Annotated in this window: 23 protein-coding genes; all 23 read right to left on the bottom strand. The window is 37.8% G+C overall.

Features of this window, described 5'->3' with window-relative positions:
- Positions 1–74: 74 nt before the first annotated feature.
- Entirely contained in the window at positions 75–1034 is a 960-nt protein-coding gene (locus tag JOE23_RS04330; protein ID WP_204436071.1) for an ABC transporter permease, read from the bottom strand.
- Positions 1035–2081, bottom strand: coding sequence for an ABC transporter permease (locus JOE23_RS04325; RefSeq protein WP_204436070.1), 1047 nt, complete (start codon positions 2079–2081; stop codon positions 1035–1037).
- Positions 2081–3613, bottom strand: a complete 1533-nt coding sequence (locus JOE23_RS04320) for an ABC transporter ATP-binding protein (RefSeq protein ID WP_204436069.1) — start codon at positions 3611–3613, stop codon at positions 2081–2083. The genes JOE23_RS04325 and JOE23_RS04320 overlap by 1 nt, the downstream gene beginning before the upstream one ends.
- A gap of 426 nt (positions 3614–4039) precedes the next feature.
- Positions 4040–5149 carry a BMP family ABC transporter substrate-binding protein gene (locus JOE23_RS04315; protein ID WP_204436068.1) on the bottom strand — a complete coding sequence of 370 codons (1110 nt, stop codon included), beginning with the start codon at positions 5147–5149 and terminating at the stop codon, positions 4040–4042.
- Between the two features lie 75 nt (positions 5150–5224).
- Positions 5225–5950 carry a GntR family transcriptional regulator gene (locus JOE23_RS04310; protein ID WP_204436067.1) on the bottom strand — a complete coding sequence of 242 codons (726 nt, stop codon included), beginning with the start codon at positions 5948–5950 and terminating at the stop codon, positions 5225–5227.
- Positions 5951–6065: 115 nt separating this feature from the next.
- On the bottom strand, positions 6066–8351 hold the full coding sequence (locus JOE23_RS04305) for an FtsK/SpoIIIE family DNA translocase (RefSeq protein WP_204436066.1): 2286 nt from the start codon (positions 8349–8351) through the stop codon (positions 6066–6068).
- Positions 8352–8687: 336 nt separating this feature from the next.
- The gene (gene dapA, locus JOE23_RS04300) at positions 8688–9548 is read right to left on the bottom strand and encodes a 4-hydroxy-tetrahydrodipicolinate synthase (RefSeq protein WP_204436065.1); all 861 of its coding nucleotides are present in this window, start codon (positions 9546–9548) and stop codon (positions 8688–8690) included.
- Positions 9549–9583: 35 nt separating this feature from the next.
- Entirely contained in the window at positions 9584–10816 is a 1233-nt protein-coding gene (gene dapG, locus JOE23_RS04295) for an aspartate kinase (protein ID WP_204436064.1), read from the bottom strand.
- Positions 10817–10831: 15 nt separating this feature from the next.
- Positions 10832–11875, bottom strand: a complete 1044-nt coding sequence (locus JOE23_RS04290) for an aspartate-semialdehyde dehydrogenase (RefSeq protein ID WP_204436063.1) — start codon at positions 11873–11875, stop codon at positions 10832–10834.
- Between the two features lie 112 nt (positions 11876–11987).
- The gene (locus tag JOE23_RS04285; protein ID WP_204436248.1) at positions 11988–12572 is read right to left on the bottom strand and encodes a dipicolinate synthase subunit B; all 585 of its coding nucleotides are present in this window, start codon (positions 12570–12572) and stop codon (positions 11988–11990) included.
- Between the two features lie 16 nt (positions 12573–12588).
- Positions 12589–13470, bottom strand: a complete 882-nt coding sequence (gene dpsA / locus JOE23_RS04280) for a dipicolinate synthase subunit DpsA (RefSeq protein WP_204436062.1) — start codon at positions 13468–13470, stop codon at positions 12589–12591.
- 659 nt (positions 13471–14129) lie between these two features.
- Positions 14130–14369 carry a YlmC/YmxH family sporulation protein gene (locus JOE23_RS04275; protein WP_204436247.1) on the bottom strand — a complete coding sequence of 80 codons (240 nt, stop codon included), beginning with the start codon at positions 14367–14369 and terminating at the stop codon, positions 14130–14132.
- 120 nt (positions 14370–14489) lie between these two features.
- A complete protein-coding gene (gene pnp / locus JOE23_RS04270; protein WP_204436061.1) occupies positions 14490–16607 on the bottom strand; it encodes a polyribonucleotide nucleotidyltransferase in 2118 nt (705 codons plus the stop codon).
- A gap of 297 nt (positions 16608–16904) precedes the next feature.
- Entirely contained in the window at positions 16905–17174 is a 270-nt protein-coding gene (gene rpsO, locus JOE23_RS04265) for a 30S ribosomal protein S15 (RefSeq protein ID WP_204436060.1), read from the bottom strand.
- A gap of 136 nt (positions 17175–17310) precedes the next feature.
- Entirely contained in the window at positions 17311–18252 is a 942-nt protein-coding gene (locus tag JOE23_RS04260; RefSeq protein WP_204436059.1) for a bifunctional riboflavin kinase/FAD synthetase, read from the bottom strand.
- Between the two features lie 19 nt (positions 18253–18271).
- The gene (truB, locus tag JOE23_RS04255; RefSeq protein WP_204436058.1) at positions 18272–19177 is read right to left on the bottom strand and encodes a tRNA pseudouridine(55) synthase TruB; all 906 of its coding nucleotides are present in this window, start codon (positions 19175–19177) and stop codon (positions 18272–18274) included.
- 165 nt (positions 19178–19342) lie between these two features.
- The gene (rbfA, locus tag JOE23_RS04250) at positions 19343–19693 is read right to left on the bottom strand and encodes a 30S ribosome-binding factor RbfA (RefSeq protein ID WP_204436057.1); all 351 of its coding nucleotides are present in this window, start codon (positions 19691–19693) and stop codon (positions 19343–19345) included.
- A gap of 43 nt (positions 19694–19736) precedes the next feature.
- Positions 19737–20018 (bottom strand): DUF503 domain-containing protein, encoded by a 282-nt coding sequence (locus JOE23_RS04245; protein WP_204436056.1) that lies wholly within the window; start codon positions 20016–20018, stop codon positions 19737–19739.
- Positions 20018–22039 (bottom strand): translation initiation factor IF-2, encoded by a 2022-nt coding sequence (gene infB / locus JOE23_RS04240; protein ID WP_204436055.1) that lies wholly within the window; start codon positions 22037–22039, stop codon positions 20018–20020. The genes JOE23_RS04245 and infB overlap by 1 nt, the downstream gene beginning before the upstream one ends.
- A 21-nt stretch (positions 22040–22060) precedes the next feature.
- Positions 22061–22366, bottom strand: a complete 306-nt coding sequence (locus JOE23_RS04235) for a YlxQ family RNA-binding protein (protein ID WP_204436054.1) — start codon at positions 22364–22366, stop codon at positions 22061–22063.
- A complete protein-coding gene (gene rnpM / locus JOE23_RS04230) occupies positions 22359–22640 on the bottom strand; it encodes an RNase P modulator RnpM (protein ID WP_204436053.1) in 282 nt (93 codons plus the stop codon). The genes JOE23_RS04235 and rnpM overlap by 8 nt, the downstream gene beginning before the upstream one ends.
- Before the next feature lie 14 nt (positions 22641–22654).
- Complete coding sequence (gene nusA / locus JOE23_RS04225) at positions 22655–23770, bottom strand: transcription termination factor NusA (protein ID WP_204436052.1); 1116 nt, start codon at positions 23768–23770, stop codon at positions 22655–22657.
- Between the two features lie 13 nt (positions 23771–23783).
- Positions 23784–24260, bottom strand: a complete 477-nt coding sequence (gene rimP / locus JOE23_RS04220) for a ribosome maturation factor RimP (protein ID WP_204436051.1) — start codon at positions 24258–24260, stop codon at positions 23784–23786.
- Between the last annotated feature and the right edge of the window lie 254 nt (positions 24261–24514).

Below are 24514 nucleotides of genomic sequence, written 5' to 3'. Positions count from 1 at the left end.
GTTTAATGCGTATTATTATTTTTCACTCACGTATTTGACATAAATAGAACATGGCTATACAAGTATTGCCTTGATTAACGACTACCTTTAATATATGGCTCTCCATTTGCTTTTGGCGCTTCTGCACGGCCAATAAATCCTGCCAATGCTAAAATGGTCAATACATATGGGGCAATAATTAAATAGACATTTGGTACATCAGCCAATATTGGAAAGTTACGGCCAACGACACTTAAACTTTGAGCAAAACCAAAGAAAATGGCTGCTCCCATTGCACCTAGTGGGTGCCATTTCCCAAAAATAACAGCAGCTAGTGACATAAAACCTTGGCCAGAGATTGTCGCCCCGCCAAAATTTAATGAAATCGTTAATGCATAGGTCGCCCCACCCAATCCAGCTAAAAAGCCAGATATAATAACTGCAATATAACGTATTTTTGTAACGCTAATCCCATTTGTATCTGCGGCCATTGGGTGTTCACCTACAGAACGAAGCCGAAGACCAAAGGGTGTTTTATAAAGAATGAACCATGCCAATATCGAAAAAAGAATGGCAATATAAGCAATATAGTAAATACCACTAAAAAACATTTCTCCAATGATAGGGATGTCGGATAAAAAACGAACTGATCGGGTATAAAAGGGTTCAACTATAGAATTGGTTTGTCCACTTCCATACCATTCTCTTGTTAAGAATATACCTACGCCAAGTGCAATCATATTAATCGCCACACCACTAACCACTTGATTAGCACGTAATGTAACAGCTGCAACAGCATGCATAATAGAGAATATTCCAGAAACCAAGCCCGCTACAAGTAGTGACAGCCAAGGTGTTAATGAGCCAAACATTTCTGCAAATGTTAAATTAAAAACAATACCACTAAATGCTCCCATCACCATAAGGCCTTCTAAGCCAATGTTTACAACACCTGAACGTTCACTAAATACGCCACCTATCGCAGTAAATATCAGTGGAGCAGAATAAAATAATACCATTGGCATCATTGACTGCAATAAATCAATAATTTGCATTTATTTCTCCTCCTTTTTAAAGCGAAGTACAATCCAACGAATCATATAACTTGATGCAACAAAGAAAATAATGACAGCAATAATTATTTCAACCAATTCAGAAGGGACACCTGAAATGGGTGGCATACTTAATGAACCTACTTTCAATGCGCCAAACAAAAAGGCAGAAATAACGGATCCGATAGCTGTATTTGCTCCTAATAAAGCAACAGCAATACCATCAAACCCTAAGTTAGAGAAACTTGCGTGTGTATGCATGCTCCCAAATGTGCCTAGCCCTTCCATAGCACCAGCAAGCCCGGCAAATAAACCAGAAATCATCATCGCCATGATGATATTACGTTTAACGTTGATACCAGCATAATGAGCCGCATGTTTGTTATATCCAACAGCGCGAAGCTCATAACCATAAGTTGTTCTTTCAAGTAAAAACCACATGATTATAGCTGCAATAAATGCAATAATGAACCCCCAATGAATTTGAGATCCCCCAAATAACGTCGTTAAACCTTCTGTTCTTAAAGAAGCTGACTCGTTAATACGAGATGTTCTTGATCCAGACTCTAAGAGGTAAGCACGAATAATATGATTGCTTAGGTGCAAGGCAATATAGTTCATCATAATGGTTACTACAACTTCATGAACACCTCGTGTTGCCTTTAATAAGCCAGGAATCAATGCCCACAAAGCACCAGCCAACCCAGCCACTAAAATAGCTAACGGTAAATGAATAATGGTCGGCAAGTCTACTACAATTCCTAACCATACAGCAGCTAACCAACCTACAAACACTTGGCCTTCTGCCCCAATATTAAACAAGCCACTTCGAAAAGCAAAAGCAATAGCTAATCCTGTTAACATTAACGGAATCGATTGTCTAATCGTTTCTCCAAGATAATAGGCATTACCAAATGCGCCATTCCATAGTGCACGATAACCTTCTATTGGGCTATAACCGAAAGCCAACATCACAATCGCTCCAACTAGAAATCCTAATAATACAGAAAAGATAGGAACGATTAAATTAAACGTTCGATTGGAAAACATTACAACTCACCTGCTTTCTCTTTACTACTACCGGCCATCAATAATCCGAGCTCTTGTTCGTTCGTTTCTTCCGGTTTAACTTCAGCTACAATTTGTCCATCAAACATAACAGCGATACGATCACTCACATTGATAATTTCATCTAGTTCAAAAGATACGAGCAGAATAGCCCTTCCTTTATCACGTTCTTTAATTAATCGTTTGTGGATATTTTCTATCGCTCCCACATCCAATCCACGTGTTGGCTGTGCTGCGATTAAGAGATCTGGTGAGCGATCAACCTCTCTAGCTATAATCGCCTTTTGTTGATTACCACCAGACAGTGCTCTAGCTTTTGTACGTGTTGATGGTGTTCTCACGTCATAATCTTCAATTAACCTTGAAGCATACTGATAAATATTTTTGAATGAAAGTACTTTAAAGTTTGAAAAAGGCTTTTGATAATACGTTTGTAAAACCATGTTTTCTCCAATTGGATACTCTAAAACCAGACCAAACTTATGACGATCTTGTGGAATATGTGCCACACCTGCCTCTGTTACTTTGCGTGTAGATAAATGTGTGATTGACTTGTTGTGAAGGAGAATTTCTCCAGATTCCACTTTTCTTAGCCCTGTAATAGCCTCGATTAGCTCTGACTGTCCATTACCATCTATACCTGCAACTCCGACAATTTCACCAGCCTGAATATTTAGATTTAAACCTTTTACCATAACCGCTTGCCTAGAATCTTTAACTTCTAAGTTTTTAATTGATAGTATGGTATCTTTAGGTTTTGCTGGTGTCTTTTCTGTGGTGAAAACAATATCGCGCCCCACCATTAAAGATGCAAGTTCATCAACATTTGTCTCACTCACATTGACAGTTCCTATTCCTTCACCTTTCCGAATAACCGTACAACGATCACAAACTTCCATAATTTCCTTTAATTTATGTGTTATTAAAATAATTGATATCCCTTCATTAATCAAAGATTTCATAATACCAATAAGCTCTTTAATTTCTTGGGGTGTTAATACTGCTGTCGGTTCATCTAGGATAATAACTTCAGCTCCCCGATATAAAGTCTTTAATATTTCTGCTCGTTGTTGCATACCAACAGATATATCTCTAATTTTTGCTTTTGGGTCAACCCTTAAACCATAACGTTCTGAAAGCTCAACAATTTCTTTTTCTGCTTGTTTCAAATCAACAAAAACACCCTTTTTTTTCGGCTCACTTCCTAAGATAATGTTTTGTGCCACAGTGAAGGTATCAACAAGCATAAAATGTTGGTGAACCATGCCGATACCTAATCGATTGGCAATGTTTGGGTCACTAATTTTCACCACTTCGCCTTTGACCCGAATCTCTCCTTTTTCTGGTTGATATAAACCAAACAACACATTCATCAATGTTGATTTACCTGCCCCATTCTCTCCAAGTAATGCATGTATCTCACCTTTTTTTAATTGCAAATTAACATTATTATTAGCTACAATACCAGGAAATTCTTTGCGAATGTTTAACATCTCAACAATATAATTACTCATTATGTTCACTCCTTATTTTATAAGGTTGATAACCGTCAACTTTTGTTGACTTCAAACTTACAATATCTTCACCCATCCCATTGCTTGCGAGGTAAAATCGTCAAATGAAAAGGGGAGAGTAACTGCTTTTCATTTAATGATTTAACCTAAATCATCTATCTATATCATTTACATAAAAAGCTAAAACAGCTAATTGTAACAAGGCACTAATATAATTCGTTGTGGGAGGAAGCAACAAAGATAATGGATTGATAAGACGTACAAATACACCGGTAATGATCACCAATCACCGTGTATATTAAGTAGCCATCATGTTTAGTGCTTAAAACTGGAGGTAACGATTAACACTTATTTATCAATAAAAAGGATTAGTATTTCCTAGACAGAGAAAAAGACTAGAAGAACTCTAGCCTTTTCTCGGTTAAATTAAAGAGAGTCTAAATAGTCTTCTAATTCTTCATCCGTTTGTGGCACCACAACTTCTCCATCTAGAATCCGTTGCTGCCATTCTTCAACCGCTTCACGAATTTCATCTGTATATGCATCACTATTTGTATCAGCTACAGCAATTGCTTCGTCTTCAAGACCTAATATGATATGTTCTCCACCTGGAAAATCTCCTGATAAAGCCATTTCTGAAATTTCTTGAACAGCAACGTCTACACGTTTTACCATTGACGTTAATGTAACATTGTGATCACCTTGTTGGCCTTCTTCGTATTGATCACGGTCAACACCGATTACCCATACAGGCTGATCTGGATTATTTTCAATGCGATTTCTTGCTTCTGTAAAAATACCATTTCCTACAGCTCCAGAAGCATGATAAATAACATCTATACCATCGCCGTACATACTATTAGCAAATGACCGCCCCATTTGCTCATCACTAAATGACTCTGCGTAATTGATGCGAACATCTAAATCCGGATTTACCGATTTAACACCTGCTACATAGCCTACTTCAAAACGTTTGATCAATGGGCTTGAAATACCGCCAACAAAACCAACTTCGTCAGATTCTGCTTTAAGTGCTGCAGCTACACCAACAAGAAATGATCCTTGCTCTTCAGCGAAGGTCACGCTTGCCACATTATCTGCTTCAATCACTTCATCAATAATAGAAAAATGTGTATCTTGGTTTGCTGATGCGACTTGTTCAACTGCTTCTCTCAATTCGAAACCCACACCAAAAATCAAATTATAATCTTGTTGTAATAAATTATTAAGGTTAGGCATGTAATCAGCAGCATCATCAGACTGTGCATAATTATAGTGCGTACCTCGTTCAAGACCATGGTCAGCACCAAAAGCTTGAATACCTTCCCATGCAGATTGATTAAATGAGCGATCATCTACCCCACCCTCATCAGTAACCATTGCAACTGAAAAGTCTACTGTATCTTCTGTAGTGTCTTCGTCTGTCTCCGTGGCGTCATCTGTCGTTGTGTCTTCTTCATCTGCTGTTCCACAGGCACCTAGAGTCAATACTGCTGCAAACAATAAAGCAAGAATAAGCCAATGTTTGTTCTTCACTTAAATACCCCCAAATAGTTAATAGTTGACCAAATACCGTACTAAAAAAGATGTTAGGCTGTCCTAAACAAAATACTACAGTCGCTTTCTTACCACATGGAATTGAAATGCATCACTTCTAAAGTAATTCGCTGAATAGAGTATCGGTTGATGATCCTCAGTATAGTGCATTTGCTTGAGTAGCAGTAAAGACTGGTCCGGTCTACAATCCAAAATCGCAGATATCTTCTCATGAAAACCAATCGGTTCAATATATGTATGAGCATACTGAATACGCATCATTGTATAGTCTTCTATCAATTTAAAAATTGAATTTTGACTGTGAATTTGACCAATAGGAATTCGAGCATGATCAACTTTGTCAATACAATAGACAACGGGCTCACCATCTGCAGTACGTACACGTTCAACACGGGCAATCGCTTCAAGATCTGTTACATTAAAGTTATTAAGATCATGTGCAGTTGGTGTGACCACTTCAGCAGCTACATATTGAGTACCTGGTTGTTTACCTGCTTTTCGAATCATATCTGACACGCTACCTAACTCTTCAATACCTGAAGAGTAGATGGGCTTAGGGTTAACAAATACACCGATTCCTAACCGCCTTGTTACCACATTTTCTTCAACTAATTGATCAATAACAGCTTCCATAATGGTACGAGTGACTTGATAGGTTGTAGCCAGCTCATAGAGAGGATGAAGCTTTTCATTTGGTGGATAGATGCCTTGTTCAATATCTTTACGTAATTTTATTAATGTCTTTTTAAACAAGTCATTATCGTATAGATTATTCACCATATCAACATCCTCCAGATTATAGCGTTTGGTTGGTCATTAACAATATACCACTTTACAAAAAATAAATAAACAGAAATTACGACAATTTCCTAATTCGAAATAAGTCTAAGCTACGTTACTCTGAATATTCCGATATCAACACTGTTCGTGGCTTTGACCCTTCATAAGGTCCGACAATCCCTCTATCTTCCATCATATCAATTAATCGCGCAGCTCTTGTATAGCCGATTCTAAAGCGACGTTGAAGCATGGATACACTTGCGCTTTGCATCTCAACAATCAATTGAACCGCATCATCAAACAATTCATCCTCTGGCTGTGATGGTTTTTGTTCAATTTCATCTGGTATCATTTCTTCTTGGTAATGCGCTTTTTGTTGTTCTACACAGTGATCAACAACATTTTCGACTTCTTCATCTGACAAGAAAGCGCCTTGAATACGTGTAGGCTTCGATGCACCTACTGGTAAAAAGAGCATGTCACCTCTTCCTAACAGTTTTTCAGCACCACCCGTATCCAGAATCGTTCGTGAATCAGTTTGTGATGACACACTAAACGCAATTCTTGATGGAATATTGGCTTTGATAACACCTGTAATGACATCTACAGATGGCCGCTGAGTAGCGATAATTAGATGAATGCCGGCAGCACGAGCCATTTGTGCCAAACGTGTAATCGCATCTTCGACTTCATTGGATGCTACCATCATTAAATCAGCTAGCTCATCGACCAAAACAACAATATACGGTAAAAGCGGTTGTCTCTCTTCTACACTTACTGTTTCGTTATATCTATTTATATAATTGTTGTAGCCCTCGATATTGCGATTGCCTGTATCAGAAAATAGCTCATAACGTCGCTCCATTTCTGAGACGACTTTTTTTAATGCTTGTGACGCTTTTTTCGGATCTGTTACAACTGGTGCTAATAAATGAGGGATACCATTATATATATTTAATTCAACCTTTTTTGGGTCAATCATCATCATCTTTACTTCATGTGGCTTAGCCCGCATTAAAATACTTGTGATAATCCCATTAATACAGACACTTTTCCCACTCCCCGTTGCTCCAGCAACAAGTAAGTGTGGCATCTTATTTAATTCTGCAACAATGGCATCCCCCGATATATCTCGTCCTAATACAAAGGATAGAATTGAGCTTTCTTTCACTTGTTTTGTTTCAAAAACTTCTCGAAGTGTAACCATAGATACTTCTGTATTTGGTACTTCAATACCTACAGCAGATTTCCCTGGTATCGGCGCCTCAATTCGAATGTCTTTAGCTGCTAATGCCAATGCAAGATCATCATGAAGATTAACAATCTTGCTAACCTTTACCCCCGCCTCAGGATAAACTTCATATTTCGTTACCGCTGGTCCAACGTGTACCCGTGTCACTTTAGCCTTAACACCAAAACTATTAAATGTCGATTCTAACTTTCGAACAACAGCTTGAATTTGCCCTCGCTCTTGTTGATGTGCTTTTTTATTTGGTTCATTAAGCAAGTTAACCATTGGTAACTTATAATCAACGTTTTCTAATTCTGTCATCGGCGCAACGTCAAGTATTGCTTCAGCTTCTTGATGGTCAACTATTTGATTTTCATGATTTTCCTTTTTAGCCTTTGACATGTCCATTTCTTGTTCTGCATAAGCTATCTCTGTGAAAGCTTCAATAACAGGTTCTTCCAATTGTTGATTATCATTAGGTTTTACATTATTTCCTTTTTCCTGTGGTGTTACCTGTGATTGTATTGATTTCTTGTGCTCTCGATTCGCTTTCCAATTTTTATAGTGCGCATCGATAAATTTTTTAAAATTTGCTGTTTGCTTCTCTAAAAAGGCCCCAATCGAAAAGTGGGTTAAAAAAATAATGCCAACAAGAATCATAAATATAGCTAAAAAAACAGCACCAGTAGTGGAAAATAATACATAAGATGAAGCATAGAGAACAGCTCCAATTAGACCACCACCTAAAACATTTGCACTAACCTGTCCATTAAGGTAGTTAATATACTGGTCCCACGTTTCCTTAATGATAGATGATTCTTCTCCCCCCCTGAGATAAACATGATACTGATCAATATGACTTAAAAGCAACAAACCTAAAAATAGTATAAGTACCCCTAGTAGCTTTCTTGTCATTAATCTAGGAATCTGTCTTTTAATCATTAAATAAAGCCCAAACGCAAACAGAGCTAGTGAGGCAACCATGTACCAAAAACCTAGGAAAAAACGAAAGAAATTTTCTAACCATGCCGGAATAAGCCCATCACTAATTGAACCAGCGCCACTCCCAAAAATAGCCAATAGAATAAAAAGAATACCATACAATTCATATTGTAATTGTAGTTTTATTTTATTTTTTGATGTTTTACGTTTATTCTTTTTACGAGCCATGCTAAAAATCTCCTTATCTTAAACTTCTCATTCCATTATTATAGCATATAAAACGAAACTTTAATCAGCGGACGGAGGCCTACAGGATGTAGGTCATGCAGACGTTGCCACAGGACGTGGCGGTCTTAGTCTACGATCTTACCTTCCCACTGATTGGTCATTGAATAAATCAGGACATTAGCATCCGTTATCGACCGCCTAACTATATTTAGCTTAACACTTTATTTTTTTGAGATGCGATTTACGGACGTTTATCTGTGATAAATGAGGCATAAATGATGGCTATTCAAATGAAAAGAGCACAATATCCAAACAAAAGATATTGTACTCTAACGTTTAAATTAAATCTCGAATCAGTTGCTCTTCAACCTCATTAACATTAACAAGTGGTAAGCGCACACTACCTGTTTCGATACCTTTCATTCTTAACGCTGCTTTAACAGGTGCTGGAGAAGGTGCCATAAATAAGCCTCTCATAATAGGAAGCAATGATCGATGAAGAGCGGATGCTTGCTTAACTTCTCCTTGATCAAATCGATTCAACATTTCTTTCATTTCATTCCCTACAATATGTGAAGCTACAGAAACAACCCCATCAGCTCCAATTGCTTTCAGTGGTAAAGTTAAACTATCATCTCCACTATAGACAGAAAAATCATCACTAGTCTCTTCGATAATTTGCGATATCGCATCGAGATTTCCACTCGACTCTTTGACCGAAATAATATTGTCAACCTTGGATAAGGCTACAATTGTATCAACGGTTAAGTGAACCATCGTTCGACCAGGAATATTATAGAGCATAATCGGTAACTCTGTTGCTTCAGCTACGGCAAGAAAGTGTTGATAGAGTCCAGATTGATTAGGTTTATTATAGTAAGGTGTAACTAATAAAACGGCATCAACACCAATTGCTTCTGCTTCTTTTGTTAATTTAATTGTTTCTTCTGTATTATTAGAACCTGTCCCAGCTATAATAGGGTACTGGCCGTTTGAAACTGCAACCGTATGTTTAAATAGCTCAAGTTTTTCTTGATGGCTTAATGTTGGTGATTCTCCTGTTGTTCCTGCCACTACTAAACCATCTGAACCATTTTCGATAAGATAATGCATTAACTCGGTCACTTTGTTGTAATCAACCAGATTCTTATCATTAAATGGTGTAACCATCGCTGTTAAGAGTTTTCCAAACTGCATAGAGATTGCCTTCCTTTCTTTCAAACAATAATCGTTCACTTATTATCTGCTAATCGATCTTTTAAAGCAAATGCCTCATGCAGGGCATTAATTGCTAGAACAAGGTCTTCATCATTAATTAAGACCCATATCGTGGTATGACTATCTGCTGATTGTAATATTTTCACTCCCACATTGGTTAGGCTTTGAACAATGGTAGCCGTCACCCCAGGTACACCTGTCATCCCAGCCCCCACCAGAGATACTTTAGCACAATGATGCGTAAAGATAGGATGATAACCTAAATCTTTAAGTAAATGATGCGCTTTTTCACTTAATACTTCTGGAATCGTATAGACGATACCGTTAGGGAAAATATTAATAAAGTCAACTGAAATACCTGCATCAGCCATTGCTTTAAAAATATGGGCATGCATAAGCTCTACTTGCTGATCTGCCTCTATCTTTACTTGAGTAATACCTGACATATGAGCAATCCCTGTTATGAGACGGTCCGGAATGTCCTTACCTTTAGCATCGTGTATAGAAGTGGTTATCAGTGTCCCAATATGATCTTGAGCTGTTGATCGAACACGGATGGGAACCTTTGCTTGCATCGCGATTTCGACAGCGCGCGGATGTATCACTTTTGCACCTTGATAGGCAAGGTTACAAATCTCGTTATAGGTAACGACATCTAAGGTGCGCGCATCTTTTACTACACGTGGATCTGCTGTCATAATACCTTCTACATCTGTGAAAATATCGATAAATTTCGCATCTAGGGCAGCACCTAGTGCGGCGGCGGATGTATCACTACCTCCGCGGCCCAATGTGGTTGTCTCATGGTCTAAAGTTTGCCCTTGAAAACCAGCGACAACCACCACATCATTAACCGCTAATTCACGTTTTAAACGCTCAATCTCCATCGATTGAATCTTAGCAGCAGTAAAATCACTTGTTGTAATAAAGCCAGCTTGAGCACCTGTTAACGCTGTTGCTTTAAAACCTGCTTCTTTTAATTCATTTGAAAAAACGACTGCTGATATAATTTCACCACATGCGAGTAAGAGATCTTGTTCACGACTAGATTGATAACCATTAGGATAATTGATTAAAGCTAATAACGAATCTGTTGCATAAGGCTCTGGTGCACGACCTATTGCAGAAACAACGACAACAACTTTATAACCTTCTCTTTTTGCCGTTTGAATATGTTTAATTGCTTTATGTCTTGTTTCTTTATCTTTGACTGACGTTCCCCCAAATTTCTGAACTAATATATCCATCGCTTCACCTCAAATCTAGAGCCAGTTATGGTTAATCAGTGATTCAGCAATTTGTACTGAATTCCACGCTGCTCCCTTTAATAAATTATCTGAAACAATCCACATGTGGTAGCCATTATGATAATCCAAATCCCGTCTAATTCTTCCAACAAATACATCTGACTTTCCTGCAGCACCAAGTGGAGTTGGATAAATTTGGTTGTCAGGATCGTCTGCTAACGTTATCCCTGGCGCTTCGCTTAACAGGTTTTGCAATGATCTAACAGATGTTTCTGTGTTAACTTCTACATAAACACTTTCTGCATGAGAAGTAAAGAAAGGCAGTCGAACACAAGTTGCTGCAACATTTAGTGCATCGGCGTGTAGTATTTTTTTCGTTTCATTAATCATTTTCATCTCTTCAAATGTATAACCATTCTCTTGAAATACATCGATTTGTGGTAAGGCGTTAAACGCGATTGGGTAATGTTTAGCTTCACCTTTTACTGGTAATAAATGCGCTGTTAAATCTTCACCAGCTAAGAAAGCTTGAGCTTGATCTTTTAATTCTTCAACTGCTTCCGCTCCAGCACCAGAAACAGCTTGGTAAGTGGAGACTATCACACGTTTTAAACCATATTGCTCCTGAAGTGGCTTTAAGGCTGCTACCATCTGAATGGTTGAACAATTTGGATTTGCAATAATACCTTTATGTTGCTTAATATCTTCTTCATTAACTTCAGGAACCACAAGCGGTACATTTTCATCCATACGAAATGCACTTGTATTGTCAACGACAACCGCTCCCTTTTTAACTGCTTCAGGAGCAAGTTTTTTTGATACCGATCCACCCGCTGAGAACAACGCAATATCTATACCTTCAAAGCTTTCAGCTGTGGCTTCTTCAACTGTATATATCTCATCTTTATACTTTATTTTCGTTCCTGCTGATCGGCTAGAAGACAGGAGTTTTAGCTGACCAATTGGAAAGTCTTTTTTTGCTAAGGTCTCTAACATTTTCTGTCCAACGGCCCCTGTCGCTCCTACGACAGCAATATTATATAATTTAGAATTTGACATAAAAATCCCCTCTCCACAAGCGAAATAAATTGTAATTTCTATTTTAACATATTCTTATGGAGAAGAGGATGTTCGATTTAAGTTATTTATAAAATCTTAGCTTAAATGCTGTTTAATAGGTGGTAATAACGGGCTGGAATTGTTTATTCTCTAATGCAGCTTCGATCGTGTCTTGTAAATAGTCCATTTTAGCAATAAGTGAATTCGGTTTGTTAAAAGGATTATCTTGGCCAAATGGTACAAAGTATATCCCTTTAGTTGCCATTAACCTCATCAAATTAACGCCATTTAATCCAAGTGCATCATTTGTTGAGATTGCTAATATTACCGGGGCTTGATTACGCATAGTTGCCTTTGTTGCCATTAGTACTGGGCTATCAGTTATTGCATTGGCTAATTTACTTAATGAATTACCGGTCAGAGGAGCGACGACCATGGCATCTAATGGATTAGCTGGGCCAAATTTTTCTGCTTCTACAATAGAAGATACGGGTATATGACCTGTTTTATCTTCTAATATTTGCAAATGTTCTGCTGCTGTTCCAAAACGACTATCAACATTTTGAACAGTATAGGACACAACCGGGTGTACATCTGCACCGTTAGCTACTAGTTTGTCAATAATCGGGAAAACTTGGTCATATGTGCAATGTGATCCCGTTAAACCAAACCCAATCTTTTTGTTTGTTAACACGATGCAATCAACCTACTTTCTATTGATGATCTGTGATCAGTTGATCAATAACCTTAGCTAATATTTCACCTGCCGTTTTTGGTGCTACCCTTGCAGGTAAACCTAATGCATGGATCGTATTTAGTCCTCTATCTCGAGCATAATCAAAATTAATGCCCCCTGGTTTTGATGCCAAATCAATCAATAACGCATCTGTCTTTAACGTATTTAATACTCGCTTATCAACAATCCGTACTGGAATAGTATTAATCAATAGATCACACTTCTCAGTATATGCTGCTAGATCATCAAGGTGAAAACCATCAAAGCCCAGTGTGTTTGCTCTAGCTATGTCACTAGGACTTCTTACTCCAACCCAGACATTAGCACCTAATTTGGCAAATTTGTCAGCAACCGTTAATCCGACACGCCCCAACCCAAGAATAATGGCATTGGCTCCATGCAGTGTAATTTTCATATGTTGTATAGCTAATAAAATCGTTCCTTCTGCCGTTGGGATCGCATTGTAGATTGCTACATCATCCCGTTCCATTAATGGATAGAGTTTAATTTGGTTTTTTTTCACTGCTTCATCTAAATAAGCTGTTGTAATCCCAGTAAAAACTAAAGCCTGATGATTCAGTCTTGCAAACCAATCTTCAGGAAATGAAATGCTTTGACTTGAAAAAACTGGATTTATCTCACCCTTATCATTTATACCGGTAATCGGTAAAATTACAGCATCAAGTGTTTCTGGCGTAATTTGCGTTAAATCTGTATGGCTGACACTAAAAAAACCAGGGTCTAATTGATCATAGCCAATTAATTTAATTTGGTAGTAGGGGTGACCAGCTAGCTTTTTAATTAATTCTAAGTAGCGAGCATCACCACCAATAATTGCTATTTGTAATTTCCTATTCATTGCGCACTCACTTCCGTTTCCTCTTAATATTACATACTCAACTTTCTCATCTGAATTTTCAGGTTCAACCAAGACAGCATAAGGGTAGCTTTATTTCGTGCGGTTGGGCTTACACATTCAGTATAAACCCCCAGTCTAAGTGAAGATAAGCAAGGGGTGAGACTTCTGCGGGAATAGGATAAGCTGAAGATCCACTTAAGGCGTGATCTTTGCGAGTCAAGTTAGCTGAAGCCATCCCCGCGAAAAGCGAATCCATGCTTTTCGGAACGAAATAACGTGCTAAACGTATGCGGCACATCCATGTAGAAGTAATGTCAACAAGCCTATTGACTACCGCGTCTATTGAACACGATCAAGGTTGAATAACTATTTTCAGTGTGCGAAAGTTGAGTTACATAGTTAATGACAGTTATCTCTCTTTATATTATGTGACTAAACGTAGACAGTGCAATGGTTAGGGCGAAATAGGTTTTTATCTAACAGCAATGATAGATACTAAGGATTTCTATATACTTATACCATCCATTCATAATCGTTCAACAAAGGACTATGCTTGTGTAAAGGGTCGCACTCATAATCAGGGGGGGGATTTTAGACAAAAAAACTGATCAAGTTAGACTGATCAGTTTTTTACTTATTTCACGCACCTGTTTAACTTATCATTTACTGGCACGATGAACAATAATGGTGTCTTTTCCTATCTTTTTAATTTGATTCCAAGTAATCGTCGTTTCATTTTGATCGCGCTTCATTCCAAATAAGCTATAGCTTGGAATGATAAAAGCGTTTATTTTTCCTGTTTTAGGATCGACTTCCAAATCGGTTTGCCCAAGTACACCTAGACGAGTACCATCTTCTAAATTTACAATTTCTTTGCTACTCAATTCCTTATACCTCATCATTATTCCCCTCCCTCATATAAAGGTATGAATAAAGCGAATAAGAAAAAACCAATCTTGATCAAATTTACAACATTCCTGATCAAGATTGGTTTCTTTGTGGTAAAGAATCTTCTTTGTTTAGTTACTGGATTTTTCTTGCTTCTCTTGTTCCTCGAGTAAAACCGCTTTTCTGGATAAATTAATCCGTCCTTGACGATCAATTTCTTTAACTTTAACCATAATTTGATCGCCTTCTTTTACAACATCTTCTACTTTATTTGTTCTTTCAAGAGCTAGTTCTGAAATGTGAATTAATCCTTCTTTACCTTTGAATAATTCCGCAAAAGCTCCAAATTTTTCAACCCGTTTAACCGTGGCTAAATACATTTCACCAGCTTGTACTTCACGAATAATATCCTCAATAATAAGCTTAGCCTTTTCATTCATGGCTTGATCTGTTGATGATATAAACACTTTACCATCTTGCTCGATATCAATTTTCACACCTGTTTCTTCAATGATTTTATTGATTTGCTTACCACTTGGGCCAATCACATCGCGAATTTTATCAGGGTTAATTGACATCGTTAAAATCTTCGGAGCATAAGCAGACAGCTCATCATTAGGTGTAGAAATTACCTCTGCCATATGGTTTAAAATATGGATTCGACCCACACGAGCTTGTTGTAAAGCCTCTTCTAAAATATCACGAGATAATCCTTCAATTTTAATGTCCATTTGTAATGCTGTTACACCTTTTTCAGTACCTGCCACTTTAAAGTCCATATCACCTAAAAAGTCTTCCATACCTTGAATATCACTTAATACGGTATAATCTTCACCTTGCTTAACTAATCCCATCGCAATACCAGCTACTGGTGCCTTAATAGGTACACCCGCATCCATCATAGCAAGTGTAGAGGCACATATACTTGCTTGTGATGTTGAGCCATTGGACTCTAACACTTCAGATACTAAACGAATGGTATACGGAAATTCACTTTCTGACGGAATCACCTTTTCTAATGCGCGTTCCCCTAGTGCCCCATGACCTATTTCACGACGACCCGGTCCTCGTATTGGCCCCGTTTCACCAACACTGAAGAGAGGAAAATTATAATGATGCATAAAACGTTTAGACTCTTCTAGATCAAGTCCATCAAGAATCTGTACATCACCTAATGCGCCAAGTGTACAAACACTTAATGCTTGGGTTTGTCCACGCGTGAACAATCCTGAACCATGAGTACGTGGCAATAGATTAACTCGTGAAGTTAAAGGACGGATTTGATCAGGCGTACGACCATCTGGGCGTATTTTCTCTTTCGTAATCAGTCTTCTCACTTCGTCTTTTACCATTTTTTCTAAAATATCTTTAACTTGACTAATGGTTTCCTCATCTGCTTCATTCGCTTCATACTGTTCAATCACTTGATTTTTAACGTTAGTTATTGCTTCTTCTCTAGCATGTTTTTCGACAACTTGAATGGCTTCTACCAATTGAGCTTTTGCCGTTTTTTCTAATGCCGCTTCGATGTCTTGATCATGATTGAAAAGCGTTACTTCCATCTTTTCTTTACCAACAGCTTGATATATTTCTTCTTGGAAGGCAACTAATCGCTTGATCTCCTCATGCCCAAACATAATCGCCTCAAGCATGACATCTTCGGCAACTTCATCTGCACCAGCCTCTACCATATTAATGGCATCTTTTGTACCAGCAACAGTCAAGTCAATATCGCTTTTTTCTCGTTGTTCAGTTGTCGGGTTAATAATGAACTTACCATCTACACGTCCAACAATGACACCGGCAATGGGTCCGGCAAATGGGATATCAGATACTCCTAAAGCAATAGATGAACCAACCATTGCAGCAATTTCTGATGGCGCATCTTGATCCACACTCATAACCATACTAATCACTTGGACATCATTACGAAATCCATTAGGGAAAAGTGGACGTATCGGGCGATCGATTAATCGGGATGTTAATACCGCTTTTTCACTTGGTCTTCCTTCCCGTTTTATAAATCCACCTGGAATCTTTCCTACCGCATAAAGACGTTCTTCATAGTTCACTGTTAATGGGAAAAACGGTAAGTCTTTTGGCTCTTTTGAACCCGTAGCTGTTGCCAATACAGATGTGTCACCATAATGAATCATACAAGCTCCATTTGCTTGTTTGGCTAATTCTCCTACTTCAACAACAAATGGCTTCCCAGCAATTTCCGTTTTAAATATTTGTTTATTCGACATTCTTTTTCATACCCCTCTCGTTAAAACCGTTTACGTTAGACTAAATAAAAAGCTAATTAAGTTAATTTACCTCAGATAAATATAACTTATTCAAATGCTATGAACGGTTCAAAAGAGCTAGCTTCTTTATCCTATTGCATCAACATCATCTTGCTCCATCCTGATCAAAACGTTGCATGTCTTAACAACGCTTTGATCAGAATCGAGCGCAAGGACCTTAGTAGCTACTTGTCTTTCGAAACCGTTTTATTAAATAAGCATACAGAAAAAGCGGGAAATTCCCCGCTTTTGTGTATGTTATCGACGCAAGCCAAGCTTTTCAATAAGTTGACGGTAACGTGTAACGTCTTTATTACGTAAATAAGTTAATAAATTACGACGTTTCCCAACCATTTTCAATAAACCACGACGTGAATGATGATCCTTTTTGTGTACACGCAAGTGATCATTTAAACTTGTGATTTCAGCAGTTAGGACAGCGATTTGGACCTCTGGAGACCCCGTATCGTTTTCATGCGTTTTAAATTCATTAATAAGTTCATTTTTACGCTCTTGTGAAATAGCCATCCTTGTTTCACCTCCTATTAATATTAAAAAATCCCCAATCCCCTAGCAAACGTTGGAGAAGCGTTTTGCCAAGCAGATGGTTTCCGTTAAATAGATTAACGCTTTTTCAACCAAATTGCAAGTCTTATGGCACATTTCATTGAAAAAGTTGACGAATTTCAATCTCATCTTGGTTAATTTGCGTTATTAGTTGCTCAACACCATCAAACTTATATTCTGGTCTAATAAATTTTTCCCAATAAACAATTAACGTTTGATCGTAAAGCTCACCAGTAAAGTCAAGTAAATGCACTTCTAATTTCACCTTATCCTCGGCCTTATCATCCGCAAATGTCGGATTATAACCGAGGCTCGCCATACCATGAACACGTTGATGGTTTATATCAACTGTCACATAATACACACCCGTTCGAGGCAATGCTTGATTCAGATCAATCGCCAAATTAGCTGTTGGATAGCCAATCTCTCTTCCTCTTTTATAACCGTGGACAACTTTGCCTTCAGTCGTTAATGGTCTTGTTAAAAAATATTTAGCCAGATCGACTTTCCCTTCAGCTAGTAGTTTACGAATTCGTGTCGAACTTACCTTTTCATGGTGTTCACTATACTTTTCAACTACTGATACACCAAAACGCTCGCTTGCGTGCTGCAATAAAGTATCAACATTCCCTTTACCCATATGGCCATATGTAAAGTCAAAACCACAAACCAAGTGACAAATATCCAAATTAACAATAAAATGATTAATAAATGATTGCGGGTCGAGCTGAGCTAATGATAAATCAAATTTAACAATATACAATAAGTCAACATCCAAACTTTTTAAAATCGCTTGTTTTTGCTTCAGTGGTGTTAAATATGAAACATGACGATTACTTTTTTGAAGTACAGCTGATGGGTGTGGAGTAAATGTCATAACAGCTAATTTTTTATTTTTCTGACGGGCAATAGCTTTGGCGGTTTCAATAACTTTCTGATGTCCTTTATGTATGCCGTCAAAAAAACCAATCGCACAAACAGATGTATTATTTGTATCTGGAAGGTTGGTGTGCGGATACTTTAACATGATGGTTTCCATCGCTTTCACCTCTTTCTCATTACTGCTTAAACACACGCAATGGTTTTATTAGTTCTGGTTTAGTTGGATGAACGTAGTAAATCGCTAACACCTTACCTGAGAACATCATGACGTAAGGCTGATCCTCTTGCCATCCATTCGGACGATTAAACTTTTGACCGGTTAAAACTTTCGTTGCCCATTGTTGGTCCACCTCAAATGTAGGAAGATGCATTAAACCTGCTTCAATAGGCAAAAGGACAGTTGTGAGTTGATTTACTTTACTTAACTGTTCAATTTCCGTCAATGTAACAGCATGGCTTCGATCAAAGCTAGCAGTAGCCGTGCGAACCAGGTGTGACATATGGGCAGGAAACCCTAATGCCTTACCGATATCAACAGCTAACGTACGAATGTAAGTCCCCTTCGAAACCGTTGCCTCAAAACCAAAGCTCACCTTACCATTAGATTGGTTTAGGGTCTTTTCTAGATAATTTATGGCATGAATGAACACATGTCTAACTGGCCGTTCAACAGGTTGATTCGCTCGGGCATATTCATACAATTTCTTGCCCTTTACTTTTACTGCTGAATAAAGTGGGGTAAGCTGAGTAATCTCTCCCTGAAACTTAACGAGCGTTTCTTTAACTTCTGATTCAGTAATTAGCCGGTCTATTTTTATCTGCTCAGTCGGCATCCCAGTCTGATCTTCTGTATCTGTAGACACACCTAACGTTACCTCAGCTTGATATGTCTTTGTCGTATTTGTTAAATAAGGGACAATTTTAGTAGCCTCTCCTACACAAATAGGTAATATACCTTCAACTTCAGGATCTAGCGTCCCCGTGTGCCCAACCTTCTTTGTTGAAAAGTATCGACGTAACTTTATCACACAATCATGTGATGTTATCCCTGCAGGCTTCCATAATGGGACAATACCATTCATTACCGTTCCTCCAACTTGCCTTAATAGCATTTATTATGTTATGTGAATAAGTAAAGCTTCTTTTCTGTTATGGCTGTTAAATGCTTATCAAACCTGTCATATGTTATATTAAACAAAGCAAAACCCTTGTTTCATTATAGAACAAGGGTTTTGCGAAGTAAAATGTTAATGATCCGATTGATTTAAATCACGTAATAGTTTCTCAATTCGATTACCCGTCTCAATGGTTTCATCTATTTTAAAAAACAATTCAGGTGTTTTCCGCAAGCGAATACGATGCCCAATCTCTGAGCGTATGAAACCTTTCGCCTTAGATAAACCATCCAGGGTATCTTGTTGCTCCTGTTGATTACCTAATATCGTTAGAAATACAGTAGCTTGTTGTAGATCCCCTGTCACTTCTACATCCGTAATCGTCACAAAGCCAACCCTTGGATCTTTAATCTTTCTTGTTATGAGATCCCCTAATTCCTTCTTCATTTGTTCAGCAACACGATTTGCACGCACTTCACTCATTAACACTCACCTCAATTTCTATATCTTACTATACAGTATAGCTTTACCCGAACCAATGCCGTTCTACACGCACACATTCTATTTCGGGAAAAGAGTCAAGTTTAGCTAAGCAGGCATCAATGACTTGCTCACAACGTACCCGGTTTGAGGAAATAGTAGCCACTCCTATCCTAGTACGTTGCCACAAATCTTGATAATCAAGTTCACTAATCGTTATATTAAAGCTATTTTGAAGTCGCGTTATGATACGCTTTAAGACTGAGCGTTTCTCTTTTAAAGAATGAGATTGATAAATAAAACACTCGATGTCAACGTATAGCAACATTATCGCTTAATTTCCTCCATGATGTAACACTCAAAAACATCGCCCTCTTTGATATCATGGAAGTTTTGTAAAGTAATCCCGCATTCATAATTTTGAGCGACTTCTTTAACATCATCTTTAAAACGTTTCAGTGAGTCAATCTCTCCTTCGAAAATAACAACGCCATCACGGATAACTCGCACACCAGAATCGCGTGTTATACGCCCATCTGTAACATAACTCCCTGCAATGGTACCGATTTTAGATACTTTAAACGTTTCTCGTACTTCGGCCTGACCAATCACTTTTTCTTCAAATTCAGGATCTAGCATCCCTTTCATTGCAGCTTCAATTTCTTCAATCGCTTTATAGATAATACGGTGCAAGCGAACATCAACTTTTTCTGATTCAGCTGCTTTCTTAGCATTATTGTCTGGTCTAACATTAAAACCAATCACAATAGCATTGGAAGCAGAGGCTAAAATAATATCTGACTCTTTAATTGCTCCTACGCCTGTATGAATGATGTTAACCTTTACCCCTTCTACATCAATTTTCTTAAGAGAAGCAGCCAAGGCTTCAGCAGACCCTTGAACATCAGCTTTTAAGATAATATTTATATCTTTTATTTCGCCTTGTTTGATTTGGTCAAACAAGTCTTCTAAACTCACTCTTGATTGATCTCCACGACGCTCTTCAATTTGCTTCTGTTGTCTAAGTTCACCAATTTGACGAGCGGTCTTTTCATCCTTAAATACAACAAAACGATCACCAGCTTGTGGCACTTCATTCAAACCAGTAATCTCAACTGGGGTAGACGGACCCACCTTTTTAACACGGCGTCCTAAATCATTAACCATAGCTCTTACTCGTCCAAACGTATGACCTACAACAACAGGATCACCAACATGAAGCGTACCATTTTGAACAAGTAAAGAAGCTACTGAGCCACGTCCTTTATCAAGTTCCGCTTCAATGACTGTACCGTCAGCACGCTTATTAGGATTGGCTTTAAGTTCTTCTACTTCTGCAACGAGTAAAATCATTTCTAGCAAATCATCAATACCCTCGGCTTGAATCGCAGACATTTGAACAAATATGGTTTCGCCACCCCATTCTTCAGAAATCAACTCATATTCTGTAAGCTCTTGCATCACACGATCTGGATTTGCTCCTTCTTTATCCATTTTGTTTACCGCAACAATGATCGGAACTTCTGCTGCTTTCGCGTGGTTAATCGCTTCAATGGTTTGAGGCATGACGCCATCATCTGCTGCCACAACTAAGATTGCTATATCTGTCACTTGTGCCCCTCGTGAACGCATACTTGTAAAAGCAGCATGTCCAGGTGTATCTAAAAACGTAATCTTTTTATCATTTGCTTTAATTTGGTATGCTCCAATATGTTGAGTGATGCCGCCTGCTTCTCCCTCAGTTACCTTAGTATGTCGAATGGAATCCAGCAAGGTTGTTTTACCATGGTCAACATGGCCCATTATCGTAACAACTGGGGGACGTTCAACAAGTTGGTCTTCTTTATCTGGTTCAATATATTGAGCCAGATCTGTCTTTTCAATCTGTATCTCTTTTTCAACAGCTAAACCGTATTCCCCACAAATTAATTCAACAGAATCATCATCTAAATCTTGATTTTTTGTTGCCATAACACCTAAAAACATTAACTTCTTAATGATTTCACTTGTATCTTTTCCTAGTTTTTCAGCTAATTCTCCAACCGTTAACGTACCCGTATATTTAATCACTTTTTCACCTTGTTTAGATGAATGAGACTTTGCTTTCTCTTGTTTTTCAACCGTTTGCTTTTTCGTTTCGTTTTTCTGATTGTTTGAACTTTTCTCTTGATTAGACTTTGATTGTTGGTTATCTCCACTATAAAGCTTATCTAACTTAATGACAGTCTCATCTGAGATCGTCGACATATGATTGGTCACATCTACTTTCATCTCTTTTAACTGATTAATAACGTCTTTACTTGATACATTGTGCTTTTTGGCATATTCATATACTCTTACTTTAGCCATACAGTCACCCCCGAATATTATTTAATCGAGTAATGAGCAAATTTTTTCAGCAAAGCCTTCATCCGTGATAGCAATAGCCACTCTCCCAGCCTTACCAATTGCATGTGATAATGTATCACGATCGACAATTGTCCGATAAGGTACGCGATAAAACTTACACTTATCTGTAAGCTTTTTATTTGTTTGAAGGCCAATATCATTGGCGATTAGAACAAGCTTGGCCTGTCTTTGTTTAATCGCTTTAATAATTTGGTCTTCTCCTACAGCTATTTGACGGGCTCTTGTTGCTAAACCGATCATGTTTAAATATTTTTGCTCGTTACTCAAGGTCCTCACCTTGTATTACTTTTCTTAAATCTTGATAAACTTCCTTTATCGCCTTAACTTGAAAATGACGTTCTATTGATTGACTACTTTCTGCTTGATCGACAATACTTAAATCATGAGAAACATAGGCGCCACGACCATTTTTCTTACCAGATGGATCAACAAAAACATCTCCATCTTTTGTCTTTACCACTCGAATTAATTCTTGTTTAGGCTTCATTTCTTGGGTAATAATACATTTCCGCAGCGGAATTTTTTTATTTTTTTTAGGCATAATCAAGCTCCTCCTTACTCAAATAAATCTTCATCCGCATTAAAAAGTGGCTCACTGTTTTGCTCCACCCGATTATTATTTGTGAGAATACCTAATTCTTTAGCTTCGGTTTCACTTTTAATGTCTATTTTCCAGCCTGTTAATTTGGCAGCTAAGCGTGCATTTTGACCCCGTTTACCAATTGCTAACGATAGTTGGTTGTCTGGGACAACCACTGTTGTCGCCTTATCTGTTTCATCAACGATGACTTCCGTTACCTTTGAGGGGCTTAAAGCATTAGATACATAATCAACTGGATCTTCTGAATATTCAACAATATCAATCTTTTCACCTTTTAATTCATCTACAACCGTTTGAACACGTTGGCCCTTTTGACCTACGCAAGAACCAACTGGATCTATATCAGGATCTTGGGCATAGACTGATAATTTGGATCGATCACCAGCCTCTCTAGCAACAGAACGAATCTCGACAACACCATCATAAATTTCTGGTACTTCTGTTTCAAAAAGACGTTTAAGTAAACCTGGATGTGATCGAGAAACAAAGATTTGTGGTCCCTTGTTTGTATTTTCCACCTTTGTGACAAATACTTTAATACGGTCATGGACGCGGTAAGTCTCTGTTGGCATTTGTTCTGGTTCAGCTAATTTTGCCTCAACCTTTCCTAAATCAATATAGACAAAACGAGAATCTACACGTTGAATGATGCCATTCATAATATCTTCTTCCCGATCAATATATTCATTGTAAATAACGCCACGTTCTGCTTCTCTAACTCTTTGTGTCACCACTTGTTTAGCTGCTTGTGCAGCAATACGCCCAAAGTCTCTAGGGGTTACTTCAACTTCAACAACATCTCCTACTTGATAAGTTGGATCAATTGCTTTCGCTTCATCGATTCCTAGTTGTTGTTGGATATCTTCGACTTCATCAACAATTTCTTTACGTGAGAAAACCTTCATACTTCCGGTTTCTTCATTAAGATCGACTCTTACATTTGTAGCAGATTTAAAATTCTTTTTATAAGCTGAAATAAGTGCAGCCTCTAGCGCTTCTATTAAAACATCTTTATCAATACCTTTTTCTTTACCTAAATAATGAATGGCATCAAAAAGCTCTTTACTCACAATAGATCCCCCTTTAATTAAATGATACCGCTAAGCGAGCCTTAGCCATTTTATTGTACGGTATCTTAACTTGTTTAGTTCTCGCTTTATCTTTCACTTCAAGTGTAGCTACCTCATTTTCATCAAAGGTAACTAAACGTCCCTCATACACTTTTGCTCCATCAATCGGTTCATATAATTTAACATGAATATGCTCACCTACGTGCATACGTAAATCCTCTTGCTTTTTTAATGGGCGCTCAGCTCCAGGTGATGATACTTCAAGATAATAAGGTACATTAATCGGATCTTGCTTATCTAAACGTTCACTTAATTGTTCAGATACACGCCCACATTCTTCAATGTCTACGCCTCCTGATTTATCAATAAAAACACGCAAAAACCAACTTTTACCTTCCTTAACAAATTCAATATCAACTAGGTGTAAATTCATTTCTGTTAAAATAGGTGTAACCAATATTTCTGTTTGTTGTATGACATGACCACTCATTTTATCGCCTCCTTTATTTCATTCATATATTAAGTGTTAGGTGTATACAAACTTATCTTTTTATAGTCTACGCATTAAACCATATTTTCATTATTGGTTTAAATCGGCTAACCTAACCTATTAAACGAAAGACTAATAAAACTCATATAGCACTTAAAGCTTATTCCACTTAGTGTGCAATGATAAATCCCTTGTCAAAATCGACAAGGGATTACCCATCACCATAAAAAAACACAAAAGCACTAAGGTGTGAA

It is taken from the genome of Amphibacillus cookii (assembly GCF_016908375.1).
Taxonomy (GTDB): domain Bacteria; phylum Bacillota; class Bacilli; order Bacillales; family Amphibacillaceae; genus Amphibacillus_C; species Amphibacillus_C cookii.
The sequence above is the reverse complement of the archived record's forward strand: the minus strand, read 5'-3'. Positions and strand labels throughout refer to the sequence as shown.

What these genes read in the sequence shown, in the direction of transcription:
- JOE23_RS04320 (WP_204436069.1), bottom strand. Translation starts at nt 3,613, where the DNA reads ATGAGTAATTATATTGTTGAGATGTTAAACATTCGCAAAGAATTTCCT.
- dapA (WP_204436065.1), bottom strand. Translation starts at nt 9,548, where the DNA reads ATGCAGTTTGGAAAACTCTTAACAGCGATGGTTACACCATTTAATGAT.
- rnpM (WP_204436053.1), bottom strand. Translation starts at nt 22,640, where the DNA reads ATGCCTAAAAAAAATAAAAAAATTCCGCTGCGGAAATGTATTATTACC.
- dpsA (WP_204436062.1), bottom strand. Translation starts at nt 13,470, where the DNA reads ATGAATAGGAAATTACAAATAGCAATTATTGGTGGTGATGCTCGCTAC.
- JOE23_RS04260 (WP_204436059.1), bottom strand. Translation starts at nt 18,252, where the DNA reads ATGGAAACCATCATGTTAAAGTATCCGCACACCAACCTTCCAGATACA.
- JOE23_RS04305 (WP_204436066.1), bottom strand. Translation starts at nt 8,351, where the DNA reads ATGGCTCGTAAAAAGAATAAACGTAAAACATCAAAAAATAAAATAAAA.
- JOE23_RS04330 (WP_204436071.1), bottom strand. Translation starts at nt 1,034, where the DNA reads ATGCAAATTATTGATTTATTGCAGTCAATGATGCCAATGGTATTATTT.
- rimP (WP_204436051.1), bottom strand. Translation starts at nt 24,260, where the DNA reads ATGAGTGGTCATGTCATACAACAAACAGAAATATTGGTTACACCTATT.
- JOE23_RS04325 (WP_204436070.1), bottom strand. Translation starts at nt 2,081, where the DNA reads ATGTTTTCCAATCGAACGTTTAATTTAATCGTTCCTATCTTTTCTGTA.
- JOE23_RS04245 (WP_204436056.1), bottom strand. Translation starts at nt 20,018, where the DNA reads ATGTTGCTATACGTTGACATCGAGTGTTTTATTTATCAATCTCATTCT.
- truB (WP_204436058.1), bottom strand. Translation starts at nt 19,177, where the DNA reads ATGAATGGTATTGTCCCATTATGGAAGCCTGCAGGGATAACATCACAT.
- rpsO (WP_204436060.1), bottom strand. Translation starts at nt 17,174, where the DNA reads ATGGCTATTTCACAAGAGCGTAAAAATGAACTTATTAATGAATTTAAA.
- JOE23_RS04310 (WP_204436067.1), bottom strand. Translation starts at nt 5,950, where the DNA reads ATGGTGAATAATCTATACGATAATGACTTGTTTAAAAAGACATTAATA.
- dapG (WP_204436064.1), bottom strand. Translation starts at nt 10,816, where the DNA reads ATGGATATATTAGTTCAGAAATTTGGGGGAACGTCAGTCAAAGATAAA.
- JOE23_RS04290 (WP_204436063.1), bottom strand. Translation starts at nt 11,875, where the DNA reads ATGTCAAATTCTAAATTATATAATATTGCTGTCGTAGGAGCGACAGGG.
- infB (WP_204436055.1), bottom strand. Translation starts at nt 22,039, where the DNA reads ATGGCTAAAGTAAGAGTATATGAATATGCCAAAAAGCACAATGTATCA.
- pnp (WP_204436061.1), bottom strand. Translation starts at nt 16,607, where the DNA reads ATGTCGAATAAACAAATATTTAAAACGGAAATTGCTGGGAAGCCATTT.
- rbfA (WP_204436057.1), bottom strand. Translation starts at nt 19,693, where the DNA reads ATGAGTGAAGTGCGTGCAAATCGTGTTGCTGAACAAATGAAGAAGGAA.
- JOE23_RS04275 (WP_204436247.1), bottom strand. Translation starts at nt 14,369, where the DNA reads ATGAGGTATAAGGAATTGAGTAGCAAAGAAATTGTAAATTTAGAAGAT.